Below are 13,552 nucleotides of genomic sequence, written 5' to 3' on the forward strand. Positions count from 1 at the left end.
AAAAAATTATAGTTTAGTATAGACTCCAATATTAATTGTTGGAGCCAAAGGAGCATTATCAATTCCGAAAGCACCAAAAGTTGAGAAGTTAGCACCAAACTTACCTTCTATAAACTCATAGTTTGCTTTAATCCCAATGGAGTTATAAGTTTGTCTGTCTAAATGAGAAGCCCATTGATATGGATCAAGTCCTAATTTATAATTATCAAAAGCCTTTTCTTTTGAAATAGGGTTTCTAGTATCTAAAACAAACATTAAGTGTCCTTTTGGTATCACATTATATCCAACTTCTATTGTTGCCTTAAAATAGTCTGAATAATCATTATCCATATATCCATATCCAATATTTCCGAAATAATACCATTTATTGTGACTTGATCCTATTGTTACATATGGTAAAATTGTTGAAGCATTAATTCCTGTAGTACTTACAACTAACTCTTTATCTTTCTTAATCGAATTAGCAGAATATAGAATACCTGAACTAATTTTCCAATTCTTATCGGACAATTTATATTTTAAACCTAAAGAAATATTTCCAATTCCTGAAATACTTTCTGAAAAACCTGCATTTTTATAGGAAGCCGTTTTGTAGGGTAAAACCAATTGTGCTTCTAATTTATCTGTAATTCCATATTCTGCATAGGCTTGAATTGTTATGTCTGAATAATCTCCTTGATCTTCTAACTTGTTCCCATCAAACTGAACTGTGTCATATGATAAACTTGTTACACCTAATTGAACATAAGCTTTCCCTTTTTCTCTTGTCCAAGGACTTTGTGCGTTTGCAAACTGAAACCCTAACAAACCAACTACAGATAGCATTATAACTTTTTTCATATTTTAGCTTTTTTTTAAATTGGACGTACGTTTTTTATTTCCTTACACATTAACAACAACCTCCTCCATTATAATGGAAAGTACTTTCACTAATATAAATGTCTTTTCTATTTAAAGAGGCCAATGCACCTGCCGTTTTATCGCAGACTGCTAAAGGCTGATTCTTCAATAACACATGTCCTTTTTTATCATCAAAATAATTTTCTTTTCCAAAATATATGGCTGCTTTCCCTGTAAAAACACAAGGTCCATCTTCTGGCATTGGGTCTTTTATTGCACAAACTTCTATACTTTCAATAAAGATTAACTCATCTGTTGGATAATTCTCTGTATCTAATATACGATAAGGACGCCTACCTCGGATTTCAATTGTGCCAAAACCTACATCTGTTAAAGCTTTTATATAATCTTTTATAGGGATACTCCCACTTAAACATAGTGCTCGTAGATGATCATCGTTTCTTAAAGTTTCATTCATTTCTTGTTCACAAGTAGGATCACTCATTACTAATCTACCATGAGGTTTCAATACACGGTACATTTCTTGCAATGCTTTTTTTAAATCTTCTGCTTTAAAAATATTGAAAAGACAATTTTGAGCAGCTACATCGATACTTTCATCTTCAATAGGTAAATTAAGAGCATCCCCTTTTTTTAATTCTACAAATTCACTTTTAAACCAATCGTTTTCATCTTCTGCAATTTTAAAGTTTTTTCGTGAAGCTTCTAACATTTCATCGACAACATCGACACCAATTACTCCACCTTTTTGACGAGAAAAATAGGCAAACTGCAATAATTCCATTCCTCCACCAACACCAACATATAAAACTTTAGGATTATTAATTAGGTCTTGAGCTGAAATTGTACTTCCGCAGCCATAATTCATTTCTTGCATTATTTTTGGAATTTCAAGACCTGGGAATTTCCAAATGGGTGTTGTTGTACAGCAAAGACCAACGTCTGGAGTTAAAGCTGCATTTTTATATAAATCGTTTGTTGCATCTAAATAATTTTTCATAATTTCTTTAATTTAAAGTATTATTTACTTGTTTTTGATTGATGTAATTCCAAATTAGTACTGCAAAAACAGCTCCTAATGTTGGTGCTATTAAATAAATCCATAGTTGTTGTACATGAAGCGAAACTACTGCTGGTCCTAAAGATCTTGCTGGATTCATTGAAGCTCCACAAATTGGACCTGCAAACATTGCTTCTAAACCAACAACTGAACCTATAGCTAAACCTGCGAACATTCCTTGTTCTTTTGATCCATGAGCTACATTTAGAATGACCAACATTAATAAAAATGTTAGAATAAATTCCAATATAAATGATTGTAAATCACTCCCAGATGGAATAGTTGCACCTAAATATTCATTGGAAGGAAAAAGTGCTAACAAGGTTATGCTTGCTATTAATCCACCTGTAAACTGACTTACTAAATAAGGCATTACTTGTTTCTTATCAAATTTTTTAGCTATAGTAAAAGCTATAGTTACTGCTGGATTAAAATGAGCTCCAGAAATAGTTCCTAAAGCATATATCATTGCCATAACTATTAATCCAAATGTGATGGCAATACCAACGTGAGTAATTGTTCCACCAGTTTCCTGATTGATTACAATGGCTCCTGTACCGCAAAATACAATAGCAAAAGTACCTATTACCTCAGCAATATATTTTCTCATTTAAGACTTGATTAATTCTTTGAAAAGAATAATCATTTTTGGCTCTGCTTCACCAGCAACTGCAATAATTTCAGGAATATTTACTGGTTTTAAATCGTCTGGATTGCATTCATCAGTTAACACAGAAACCGCTATTACAGGTAAATTTAAATGATTGGCCACAATTACTTCAGGAACGGTACTCATCCCTACTGCATCGGCTCCAATAATTTTTAAGTATCGATATTCGGCTCTTGTTTCTAATTGCGGTCCTACAACCGCAGCATAAACACCTTTGTGAAGGGTTATCTGATTTTTTTGAGCTATAGCCAACATTTTTTCGTTCAAATTAACATCATAAGGAGTACACATATCCGTAAAACGTTCTCCAAAATCAGATACATTTTTAAAAGCTAATGGCGAACCACCTTGAAGGTTAATATGATCGTCTAGCAGCATTAGATCTCCTTTTTTATAGTTCAAATTAATCGCTCCTGCTGCATTTGAAACTAATAAGCTTGTAATTCCTAATCCTTTTAATACTCTTACAGGAAATGTGATTTCTTGAAGCGAATAACCTTCATACAAATGAAAGCGTCCTTGCATTATGATTACTTTTTTTCCTTCTAACGTTCCAAATAATAGTTTTCCTGAATGAAACTCTACTGTTGAAACAGGGAAATTAGGAATGTCTGAATAGTTAATTTCTACCTCAATGTCTAAATGATTTACTAATTGCCCTAATCCTGTTCCTAAAACAATTCCTATTTGTGGAGCCGTTATCCCTTTTTCTTTTAGAAAATTAACGGTTGTGTTTATTATTTCTATTGTCATTCTATTGGTTTGTATTTTTTAAATTCTTCTATATTTTCGATATCTTCAAAAATATCGATATCATTTAATTCTTGTATTAATTTTATGTTTTTATTTGGCAAATCTTGTAATGTATCTTTCAAAACAGTAGCAGTTCCCCATTCTTTATTCGCAAATACAGCCTTTTCCATTTGTGTCATGCCTAATAAATAATATCCTCCATCTTCAGCAGGACCAATTACAAAATCATGATTAGAAAGGTAGTTATAGGCTTCGTTTACAATGGTTGCATTCAAATCGTACAAATCGCTTCCTATAATGATTATCTTTTGATACCCTTGTTGAAATAGTTCTTCAAAAGCATTTTGCATGCGATTGCCTAAATCATAGCCAGATTGTAGCTTTTTATTAAAATATTCGGGTTGCCAAATATCGTTTTCAATGATGTTTTCGGAATAGAACACAAAACGATCTGCCATTACATCTTTCCCTACGTTCGCTGTATGTTGCAATAAAAAAGTATAAACTTCTAATGCCGCTTCGTCTCCAATCGTTTTTGCCAAACGTGTTTTGCATTTTCCTAGTTCTGGATTTCTAGTAAAAATGATGAGTGCTTTTTTTGAATTTACTGGTTTATTTTGATTCATATTCCTTTTTAAAATGCTATTTTTTTACCTTGTTGCTTTGCTTCTGTTTCTGGTAATATTTCTGTATTATCCCAAATACCTGTTACAATTGTTTTAGCATATTCTTTTGGCAAACTATGTTTTAGCATTAATTCGCCAGCCAATATATGATTATAGGTTAACTTTTTATGTTCGAAAGTTAACATTTCTTCCTTTTCTTCTAAAATCATATACCAAACAGCTGTATTCCCATTATTAGCTGGCATCCCAATGACCCCTGGATTTAGCCATAGTAATTCTTCATTACTATCCGTAAAAGGTAAGCCACAATGCCCAGCAATAATTACATCGCTATTGGTAGCTTTAAAATTAGGGAGTTTATTTTGCCATGGAGTGGATTTAAAAATAAACTCGGAAGTATTAAAATAGGAACCATGCACAACAGTGAATTTTTTATTGACAAATTCAAACTGGATAAACTCGGGTAATGTCTTTATAAAATCTAGCGAATTATTTGACAATTGACTTTTAGCATAAGGATACCACAACTGCGAAAATCCGTCACAACGTGACCCTTTTGAAAAATCGCAACCGCAATCTTCTGCATTTTCATTTAACTGAATCTCTACATTTCCTGCAATGCTATGAATCTTCCATTTCTTGATTGCCTGAAGTGTTTCTTCGGGTTGGGCACAATAACCGATACTATCGCCCGTACAAATGCAATTTTCGGGTGCTATGTTTTCTGTTTTTGCCATTTCCTGAATGGCTTCTAAAGCTTGCAAGTTGCTATATACTCCTCCAAAAAGCAATATCTTTCCTTGTAATCTTCCTATGTTTTTTATTTTCTTATCCATTTTGGTATAAAATAAACAATGATACATGTACTAATTCCCCAAACATTTACCCAAAGTAAATCGGCATATTTTCCCGTTGTAAAAACAAATGCTTTTGGAAAACTATTAAAAACCAATAACAATCCGAAAAACAATCCTGTAATAACACTAAGATAAAAACTTATTTTGGGAACTTCCCTATTCCAAAATAAAAAAACAGGTGTTAATCCTATTACCATTGTTCCCGAAATTGTAGTAGCTGATAAAATTTCGGCATTTAAAAAAACTGGAATAGTTCCTATTATTGTAATAACTATCATCGCAATTCGTCCGAAAGTAATGGATGTTCCTAAATTCAAATCGATAGTTACTAATTTTGAAAAAGATGAAAAAGTAGAATCTAATGTAGAGGCCGCAGAAGTAATCATAATAAAATTAATTACTAATAACACTATGATTCCAAACGCTTTTCCTACTTCAAAAGCAGCATCTCCTTGCATTCCGTAGGTTTTAGCATAAACACCAATCGTACTAAAAAGCACAATACAAATTCCTCCTAACAAACTTGCCCATAAAAAACTTTTTCTTGTTGTTTTTGGACTACTAATAAATGCTCTGTCGGTAAGAACCGGATCATGAAATGGATAACTAAACGATTGAATAATGGCTGCAAAAAACAAATTTAACCCTAAATCGAAACTCCATGTACTCGATGCTACTACTTGCTGCACCGTAAACGTTTCAATAGAAAAGACATTCCACAAAATAATAATTAATAAAATAGAAAATAACACCATTTGAATAGTATCCGTAAAAATAGAGCTACTTAATCCTCCTTTTAGAGAATAAGCTAGGGTTAAAACTGTAAATACTACAATTGAAACATAATAAGAATTACTTCCTTGTTCCCCGAAATAGGTTCCAATAACCATTGTATTGCTCCAAACTTCATTGAAAAGCCGAATAACGATAAGAATAGAAAAAAGTGCCATTGCATTTTTGCCAAACTTAGTTGTTAAAAACTCGTGAATACTTTTAAAATTACCTTTGGTACGCAATTGATACAATACAAGTCCTGCTACTGCAAAAGACAAATAATAGCCTGCGTAGGCAACACCACCAACAATACCAAATTCTAATCCGAGATTGGCAGCATTGGTAATACTCTTTGCAAAGATCCAAGAAATAATTAAACTTCCTGTTAACACTAAAGTACTAGGCTTTTTGTTCTTCGTAACTGCTTTAAAAAACTGATCGGTTGTTTTTGCAAAAGGAGATAGAAAGAAAAAAAGCAAACTTGATATAATGATTAACAACCATTGCCAATAAATTACTTCCATTGTTTTTTTATTCGTCCCACCATACTGGGAAGTTTATACTATTACCATCTGTTGCCGTTGCTGCTTCATTGTAATTCTCGCTATTTAATGCTTCTTCTTCTGAAGGATAAGGCATTCTAACAGGAATTAAATCGTTATTTAAGCTAGCAGCAATCGTTCTCAATTGAGGAAAACCTGTTCTTCTATATTCTACCCAACCTTCATAGCCGTTAATGATATTGGCTATCCATTTTTGTGTGCTAATTTGTTGCAAAGGTGTTGTTCCTGTAGCATTGTAAGCCGCATTCCCTGTTAGATAATTAGTTGGCATTGTTGCATTCCAATATTGAAAAGCAAGAGTAACTCCATTTTCGTATAAGGTTTGCCCGTTAGCCATAATCAATCCTTTTTCGGCTGCTTCTGCCAATGCCAATTGCACTTCCCAAGCGGTAATAAAATTAGCATTTAATGTTGCTGTGTTCTCTCTAAAAATAGTTCCAGCCAAAGAATAATTTGCTAACACAATAGATGTTGAAGAAGCATCGATACCATTAAGTAGTCCATTAAATTCTCCTGAAGTTGCGTTTGCATAAGGTCTAAAAAAGGTATTTATTCTCGTATCATTATAATTTGTTAAAATGTCTTCCATAGTTTCAGACATTACAAAATTATTAAAGTCTCCAACTCTCAATTGAGCCAATCTAAAACTATTGGGTGCGGTATTGGTGAAATTAAAAATAGCGTTTTGATCGTTCGTCATAATATAATTGCCTTCATCGTAAAGTGCTTGCAACTGAGATGTCACATTTACTTTTGCTGAAATACGCAATAAATATTTAATCTGTAATGATTTTGCAAACCGAACCCATGATTGCAAATTTCCATTATATATAATATCACCTTGTAATGAAATGGCATCGGTATAATTTTCAATAGCAGCAATACCTTTCTCTAAATTATCTAGAATTCCGTTTGTGTTTAAATAGATACTTTCCTGACTGTCATAAACTGGAGTCACTTCTCCTTCAGTTCCATTAAATGCTTCAAAATAAGGTACATTACCAAATAAATCGGTGAGACCCGCAGCCATATAGGCCTTTAAAATTAAGGCTGGTCCTTCATATACCTTTAAAGTAGATGACTGACGTGCTTGTTTCAGCATAATTTCATTATCGCGCAAGTTCTTATAAAAAATGGGCCAAGGATTTCCTCCTAATTGAGGCGATTTGAGTGCATGACGATCGAACAGATTAAAATCTAACGCAGTTCTATGTTGTGCTAATAAATCTCCTGCTACAAAACCTTCATAACTCATGTTTTCTCCAAAATTATAAATCACTTGACGCAATAATAAGCTTGGATGTACTGTATTTGGAGCATTGGGATTGGTATTTATTTCTTCAAAATCTTTTGTGCAACTGGCAACCAAAAAAACTGTTATTGCAATTAAACAACTGTATGTATATTTTCTCATTGTTTTCTTTCTTTAAAAATTAAAACCCAATTTAAAACCGATACTTCTTGTTGTAGCATAGCTCATATCTTCTACACCACTCACAAATCCGTTACCTTGAACGGCTAATTGTTCAGGGTCGAAATGAGGATTTTCTGTAATTGCAAATAGATTATTCCCTATAACTGACAAATCGACTTTACCTCCATTTTTCAATCCTAAAAATCCTTCTTTAATTGGCAAAGAATAGCCTATTGAAAACTGACGTAATTTTAAAAAAGAAGCATCATATATATTATTTTCTTCATGATTTCTATCATAAAACTGACGATAATAGGTTTCTGCTGGAATAGCAATAGTATTAGGCTGCCCAGATTGTGTTACACCTTGAGCTACAATTCCGCTGTCTGGTCGGTAAGTCGTTTCTGCTAATTGTCCTCCAACATTTCCTAATGCTCTCGTTCTAGATACTACTTCTCCTCCTTGTCTCCAATCGAACAAAAAACCTAAGTTCCAGTTTTTATACGTAAAGCTATTTGACCAACCCAAAGTAAAATCGGGCATATAATTTCCTAGTTTCTTTAAATTATTATCGGCAATATATTTTCCGTTAGCGTCTATTAAAAATTGATCGTTCTCGTTTTTCAAATAGCCTGTTCCATAAATATCGCCTACTTTTCCACCTTCTTCTACCTGAAACCAAACGGTTTGGTTTGCACTATCATAAATTCGGCTATAAGCCAATGTTAGTCGTCCTCCTTCTTGTGGTAAATCTTTAATAACAGAACGATTACTCGCAAAGTTAAATGTTGTGTTCCATTTGAAATTATCCGTTTTAATAGGAATAGCACCTAAAATAATTTCGACTCCTTGTGTATTCACTTTTCCTCCATTTACCACTTGTTGGTTATAGCCCGAAGAAATGGCAATAGGCAAAGAAATAATTTGATCTTCTGTATTTGCATTGTAATAGGTAAAATCTACATTGAAACGGTCATTGAAAAAACGAACGTCTGCTCCAACTTCATAGGAAGTAGTTTGTTCTGGTTTTAAATTTGCATTTGGAATGAAGTTTTGATTACTGAAAGTGGGTTGCCCGTTAAAAGGTGTTTGCGACACAAAAGCCCCTGATGTTTGATACGGACTTGTATCGTTACCTACTTGCGCAATACTCGCTCTCAGTTTTGCAAATGAAACCACTTTAGGTAAAGTCACAACATTTGACACAACAAAACTTGAAGATACCGACGGGTAAAAAAAAGATGTACCATCTATCGAAAAAGGAGTAGCTAAAGCACTTGACCAATCGTTTCTTGCGGTTATGTCTACAAACAAAAAATCTTTATAGCCCACTTTCGCAATTCCGTATAACGAATTGATTCTCTTTTTAGATTCGAATTGAAATATTTCAATAGGCGAAGCGGCATTATTCAAATTATATATTCCAGGTTGTGCTAAATTTACGGTTTGTGATTGTTTGGTTGATGCGTTTTGGTCTAAGCGATTCCCTCCGAAAGAGACATCTAAACTTACTGCATTGAATTTATTTTTATAATTGAGTAAAAAATCGGTATTGACTTCTCTGTATTTGACATCATGTTCTGCATAACCTCCGTTTCTAAAACGATTGCTACTAAATGCTCTTCGCATCTTTCTCGTTTCGCTACTATAATCCATTCCTGTTCGCACAGACAAACTTAGGTTTTTAGTAATTTCTTGTTGCACTTGTAGGTTACCAAAAATACGATCACGTTCAAACGAGTTTCTATTTTCGTATAAAATGAAATAAGGGTTGTCGAAAAAAGTATAATTGAAAGAATATTGCTGCATGCCTTCTAAACCCGGTTGCCAATAATTCTTTAGACTGTTTATATCTAAAGAACGAGGCCCCCAAGCCACAAGGGAATAATTCACATTTTCACTTCCGTAACCATTTGAAGGTCTATTATCGCTACTTGAATTCACATAATTTATAGCTGTAGAAATGGTTGTTTTTTCAGATGGTTCAAAGTTTAGTTTAGCGGCAATAGTTTGACGATCTAGGTTTACACCTGGAATAATAGCTTCACTACGCAAGTCGGTAAACGATAATCTATAATTTCCTTTTTCGAAACCATTGGTTACAGCAATATTATTAATTGTAGTGGTGCCTGTTCTGTAAAAATCTTTTAGATTATTAGCATGCGATACGAAAGGAGTTGGTGTGATACCGATTCCATTGTACAAAGAAGTGTCTCCACCGCGAACAAAACTTCCATTGGGCAATTGCACAGGACTATCAAATTGAGGCACAGACAATCCTGCATCTAAACGAGGCCCCCAAGAATAGGTTATATTATCATTGGTTCCCCCACCAAGACCATCTACATAGGCAAACTGTCCTGAATTCCCTTGTCCGTATTGATTTTGGAAATCGGGTAATTGAAAAGCCGAATCTACTGTTAAAGAGGTATTGAAGCTAACTCCAAATCCTTTTTTCTTGTTACCATCTTTAGTCTTTATTACAATAACTCCGTTTGATGCTCTTGTTCCATATAATGCGGCTGCACTTGGCCCTTTCAAAACGGTGACCGATTCTATATCGTCTGGGTTTACTTCCATTGCACCATTACCATAGTCAATTTCTTGAAATCCTGCTGCAGCTTCATTCGTGAAATTAAAAATGGTTTCATTATTAATTGGCACTCCGTCTACTACAAACAATGGATTGTTATTTGAAAAAGAAGCCTCACCTCTAATGGTTATTTTTGAAGAAGACCCAACACCCGTAGCCCCTTGTGTTATTGTAACTCCTGCAACTTTTGCAGCAAGATTGTCTAAGAAGTTAACGGTTTTAACCTCTGTTAATGCATCCGATGCTAGCGATTGAACAGCATAACCCAATTCTTTAGATTCTCTTTTTAACCCTAATGCTGTAACAACTACTTCTTGCAGATTTGCTGTATCTTCTTGTAGAGCAACATTAATTATAATTTGCTTCCCAACCGTTATGGTTTGCGTTTGAAAGCCTAAATAAGAAAATTGTAACCGTTCTGATGTAGCACTTACAGTAATTGTATATTTCCCATTTTCATCTGACGTAGTTCCGTTTGAAGTTGACGTAGCAATGCTTACATACGGTAGGGGGTTATTATCTATAGCACTAGTTATTGTACCTGTTATTTTTATTTGCGAAAAGCCAAAACACGACACCGTGAGTAGCAAAAGAACATAAATTTGCCTCATATTATTTTTTTATTATATACGCTAATTGCTCTGAATTGATTTCAGAAAGAATAAATTTTAATTGTATATAATAAATGGAGAGCCTTTATTGTAATAATATGATTTTAGTATTTCTTTATAAAAAAGGACTAAAGGGCTAAAAAGAAACGTAAGAACCTCCGCTATTTTTAGTAATAATAAACGTATTCTACTATCTAGCTTTTTTGTGCTTTGTAAAAGCCTTTTTATATCGTGCAAAGCATCAATATCGACTAAGGTTTCTAAACGAACTACTTCTATTTTGTAGGTTAGGAACAGTTTCGATAATGCGGTGCTTAGTTGTTGGGTTTGCCAAGGTAGTTTTAAAAACAATTCGGCATTAAAGTAGTCTTTTTTAATTCCTAAAAGATAGAAACCTCCATCTATTGCCTTTCCTAAAACTACTTTGTTAGCATGAAGGTTTTTCTCTGCTTGACGCAGGTGCTTTGTGGTTAAATGTGGTGTATCGTTTCCGATTACAATTACCGATTGATATCCTAAGTCATAAATGGATTGTACTGCATTGGTAAATCGTTCTCCAAAAGAATCGCCAACTTGTTCTTGTTCTGTAATTCGATAATAGGGCAGATTAGTCTTTGAAACAAGTTGTAAAGTATGTTCATTAAACGAATCAAAAATCTCTTTCGATTGTGGAAACGACTTTATGTTCGCTTCACATTCGGAAGAACGGGCAAAAATTAGTATTGCTGTTTTTAATTCGGTTTTCATTTTTCTGTTTTACGCTACTGTTCCCTGACAACTACTCCCTGCACCTGCTGTACAGCCATAACAATGCTGAGAAATAATAATGTTTCTGTCTTTTAATTCTTTTTCATTAAATTCTGAAATATGCTTCGATTTGGAAGCTACTTTTAATCCTAGCATTTGATTGAAATCGCAATCATACAGCCATCCATCCCAACTTACAGAAACGGTATTGGTACACATTACATTTGTAACTGCTGAAGAATTATAGGCTTCAACTAATGCATACATATAATCTTCATAATTATCGGATGCGATTAAATAATCTAGAAATCTAGAAATTGGTAAGTTTGTAATAGCAAATAGATTATGAAACTGAATATCGAAATCTTCTTTTAGTGCTTTCTTAAAATCTCTTTCCATTGCCATTTGGTCTCCTGGTAAAAACGCACCCGACGGATTGTATACTAAATCTAATTTCAATCCGCTTTCTGGCATTCCGTAACCCACTGCATTCAATTCTTGCAATGCTTTTATTGACTTATCGAAAACACCATCTCCTCTTTGCACGTCGGTTTTTCCTTTAGTCCAGTGCGGCATAGAACTAACAACGTGAATATTATGCTTTTTAAAGAAATCTGGTAAATCATAATATTTCTTATTGGCTCTAATAATTGTTAAGTTAGACCGAACGATAAAGTCTTTTACGCCAATTTTTGATGCTTCTTCCACAAACCAACGAAAATGAGGGTTCATCTCTGGTGCTCCCCCAGTTAAATCTAAAGTATTTACTTCTGTTGTTTTTAATACTTCTAAAATTTGAAGCATTGTTTCTTGGGTCATGATTTCTTTTCTATCGGGACCTGCATCTACATGGCAATGTGCACAAACTTGGTTGCACATATAGCCAACGTTTATTTGAAGTATTTCAATTTTCTTTGGTTGCAAAGGAAATTGGTTGGTTTTTTTAATTGTATCGGCAAATGTTGGCAACGAACCATCACTAAAAATTCCAGTAGAAAGAATTTCTAATTGTTTGTCTGTTTTAGATAACGGACTTTCTTTAGATTGGAGCGATTTTAACATAGTTATTTTTTATTTTTCAAAATTCTTGAATTAGTACAAAGTTAAGATAGCTATTTCACATTAAAAGTTAGCTATTTTACACAAACAGAAAACTACATTGATAGTTTATTGTATTTGTTCATCATTTGTACTCCATGTACTAATGCTGCTCCTCCTTTTATTGCTGCAGTAACATGAACCGCTTCCATCATTTCTTCTTTGGTTATTCCTCTTTTTAATCCATCACCCGTATAGGCATCAATACAATATGGACATTGCACTGCATGAGAAACGGCTAAAGCTATTAATGATTTTTCACGAGCTGAAAGGCTACCCTCTTCAAATACTTTTCCATAATATTCAAAAAAACTATTTCCTAGTTCTTCGTTCCATTCTACTATTTTACCGAATTTTTTTAAGTCTTTTGGATCGTAATATGATTTTTCCATAAATTATTTTATATATATTTTAGTTCCTTTTGTTAAATATTTACCCCATTCTTTTGAAAAGGCATGAACACTTTCTGTCGTTTCATTATTATTATCTACCACGAGGTTATCTTGATTTTTCCATTCAAAAATACCTCCATAAAGATTTTCTACATTTGTGTATCCTAAGTTTATTAGCTTTTCACCTATTTGCTCGCTACGAACTCCTAAAGAGCAGTAGACTACTATTTTAGATTGCTTGTTTGGAAATTGCTTTTCGAATGATTTTGAATTGAATTTTGTATGTCCAACATAGATTGCTTTTTCTAAATGACTAACATCGTATTCCTTTTGTTCTCTGGCATCTAAAAGCACTATTCCTTTTCTGTTTTTAAGTTCATTAACTGTAATGTAAGGAACGGTATTCTTATTGTATTTTTGCAATACTTCTGGAATTGTTTTTTGAGAAAACCCAAAACCAAAAACAAGAACAAAAAGAAATGTTATTATTTTTTTCATATATGTGAAAATTTATTTGTTAGCGTCCATATATG

General features: G+C 33.4%; 13 protein-coding genes. All 13 read right to left on the reverse strand.

What is annotated here, in order from left to right; genetic code table 11:
- Positions 1–6 precede the first annotated feature (6 nt).
- The 13 genes from L2Z92_RS02415 to L2Z92_RS02475 all read right to left on the reverse strand — a co-directional run bounded on the left by L2Z92_RS02415 (position 7) and on the right by L2Z92_RS02475 (position 13,517).
- Positions 7–840, reverse strand: coding sequence for a hypothetical protein (locus tag L2Z92_RS02415; RefSeq protein WP_236457264.1), 834 nt, complete (start codon positions 838–840; stop codon positions 7–9).
- Positions 841–889: 49 nt separating this feature from the next.
- Positions 890–1,861 (reverse strand): arsenosugar biosynthesis arsenite methyltransferase ArsM, encoded by a 972-nt coding sequence (gene arsM / locus L2Z92_RS02420; RefSeq protein ID WP_236457265.1) that lies wholly within the window; start codon positions 1,859–1,861, stop codon positions 890–892.
- A gap of 7 nt (positions 1,862–1,868) precedes the next feature.
- Positions 1,869–2,531 carry an MIP/aquaporin family protein gene (locus L2Z92_RS02425; RefSeq protein WP_236457266.1) on the reverse strand — a complete coding sequence of 221 codons (663 nt, stop codon included), beginning with the start codon at positions 2,529–2,531 and terminating at the stop codon, positions 1,869–1,871.
- A complete protein-coding gene (locus L2Z92_RS02430; protein ID WP_236457267.1) occupies positions 2,532–3,344 on the reverse strand; it encodes a purine-nucleoside phosphorylase in 813 nt (270 codons plus the stop codon).
- Positions 3,341–3,970 carry a TIGR04282 family arsenosugar biosynthesis glycosyltransferase gene (locus tag L2Z92_RS02435; protein WP_236457268.1) on the reverse strand — a complete coding sequence of 210 codons (630 nt, stop codon included), beginning with the start codon at positions 3,968–3,970 and terminating at the stop codon, positions 3,341–3,343. The genes L2Z92_RS02430 and L2Z92_RS02435 overlap by 4 nt, the downstream gene beginning before the upstream one ends.
- An 8-nt stretch (positions 3,971–3,978) precedes the next feature.
- Positions 3,979–4,806 carry a metallophosphoesterase family protein gene (locus L2Z92_RS02440; protein ID WP_236457269.1) on the reverse strand — a complete coding sequence of 276 codons (828 nt, stop codon included), beginning with the start codon at positions 4,804–4,806 and terminating at the stop codon, positions 3,979–3,981.
- The gene (locus tag L2Z92_RS02445; RefSeq protein WP_236457270.1) at positions 4,791–6,125 is read right to left on the reverse strand and encodes an SLC5/6 family protein; all 1,335 of its coding nucleotides are present in this window, start codon (positions 6,123–6,125) and stop codon (positions 4,791–4,793) included. The genes L2Z92_RS02440 and L2Z92_RS02445 overlap by 16 nt, the downstream gene beginning before the upstream one ends.
- Before the next feature lie 7 nt (positions 6,126–6,132).
- A complete protein-coding gene (locus tag L2Z92_RS02450) occupies positions 6,133–7,578 on the reverse strand; it encodes a SusD/RagB family nutrient-binding outer membrane lipoprotein (protein ID WP_236457271.1) in 1,446 nt (481 codons plus the stop codon).
- A 12-nt stretch (positions 7,579–7,590) separates the two neighbouring features.
- Positions 7,591–10,782 carry a SusC/RagA family TonB-linked outer membrane protein gene (locus L2Z92_RS02455; RefSeq protein ID WP_236457272.1) on the reverse strand — a complete coding sequence of 1,064 codons (3,192 nt, stop codon included), beginning with the start codon at positions 10,780–10,782 and terminating at the stop codon, positions 7,591–7,593.
- A gap of 57 nt (positions 10,783–10,839) precedes the next feature.
- On the reverse strand, positions 10,840–11,529 hold the full coding sequence (locus L2Z92_RS02460; protein ID WP_236457273.1) for a TIGR04282 family arsenosugar biosynthesis glycosyltransferase: 690 nt from the start codon (positions 11,527–11,529) through the stop codon (positions 10,840–10,842).
- Positions 11,530–11,538: 9 nt separating this feature from the next.
- Entirely contained in the window at positions 11,539–12,591 is a 1,053-nt protein-coding gene (arsS, locus tag L2Z92_RS02465; RefSeq protein ID WP_236457274.1) for an arsenosugar biosynthesis radical SAM (seleno)protein ArsS, read from the reverse strand.
- Between the two features lie 92 nt (positions 12,592–12,683).
- Positions 12,684–13,019: an arsenosugar biosynthesis-associated peroxidase-like protein gene (locus tag L2Z92_RS02470; RefSeq protein ID WP_236457275.1), complete on the reverse strand. Its 336-nt coding sequence runs from the start codon at positions 13,017–13,019 to the stop codon at positions 12,684–12,686.
- A 3-nt stretch (positions 13,020–13,022) separates the two neighbouring features.
- Positions 13,023–13,517 (reverse strand): rhodanese-like domain-containing protein, encoded by a 495-nt coding sequence (locus L2Z92_RS02475; RefSeq protein ID WP_236457276.1) that lies wholly within the window; start codon positions 13,515–13,517, stop codon positions 13,023–13,025.
- Between the last annotated feature and the right edge of the window lie 35 nt (positions 13,518–13,552).

Source organism: Flavobacterium jumunjinense, assembly GCF_021650975.2.
In the GTDB taxonomy this organism is placed as follows: domain Bacteria; phylum Bacteroidota; class Bacteroidia; order Flavobacteriales; family Flavobacteriaceae; genus Flavobacterium; species Flavobacterium jumunjinense.

Bases quoted from the DNA above. Each gene is read 5' to 3' on its own strand.
- L2Z92_RS02415 (WP_236457264.1), bottom strand. From the start codon at position 840: ATGAAAAAAGTTATAATGCTATCTGTAGTTGGTTTGTTAGGGTTTCAG.
- arsM (WP_236457265.1), bottom strand. From the start codon at position 1,861: ATGAAAAATTATTTAGATGCAACAAACGATTTATATAAAAATGCAGCT.
- L2Z92_RS02425 (WP_236457266.1), bottom strand. From the start codon at position 2,531: ATGAGAAAATATATTGCTGAGGTAATAGGTACTTTTGCTATTGTATTT.
- L2Z92_RS02430 (WP_236457267.1), bottom strand. From the start codon at position 3,344: ATGACAATAGAAATAATAAACACAACCGTTAATTTTCTAAAAGAAAAA.
- L2Z92_RS02435 (WP_236457268.1), bottom strand. From the start codon at position 3,970: ATGAATCAAAATAAACCAGTAAATTCAAAAAAAGCACTCATCATTTTT.
- L2Z92_RS02440 (WP_236457269.1), bottom strand. From the start codon at position 4,806: ATGGATAAGAAAATAAAAAACATAGGAAGATTACAAGGAAAGATATTG.
- L2Z92_RS02445 (WP_236457270.1), bottom strand. From the start codon at position 6,125: ATGGAAGTAATTTATTGGCAATGGTTGTTAATCATTATATCAAGTTTG.
- L2Z92_RS02450 (WP_236457271.1), bottom strand. From the start codon at position 7,578: ATGAGAAAATATACATACAGTTGTTTAATTGCAATAACAGTTTTTTTG.
- L2Z92_RS02455 (WP_236457272.1), bottom strand. From the start codon at position 10,782: ATGAGGCAAATTTATGTTCTTTTGCTACTCACGGTGTCGTGTTTTGGC.
- L2Z92_RS02460 (WP_236457273.1), bottom strand. From the start codon at position 11,529: ATGAAAACCGAATTAAAAACAGCAATACTAATTTTTGCCCGTTCTTCC.
- arsS (WP_236457274.1), bottom strand. From the start codon at position 12,591: ATGTTAAAATCGCTCCAATCTAAAGAAAGTCCGTTATCTAAAACAGAC.
- L2Z92_RS02470 (WP_236457275.1), bottom strand. From the start codon at position 13,019: ATGGAAAAATCATATTACGATCCAAAAGACTTAAAAAAATTCGGTAAA.
- L2Z92_RS02475 (WP_236457276.1), bottom strand. From the start codon at position 13,517: ATGAAAAAAATAATAACATTTCTTTTTGTTCTTGTTTTTGGTTTTGGG.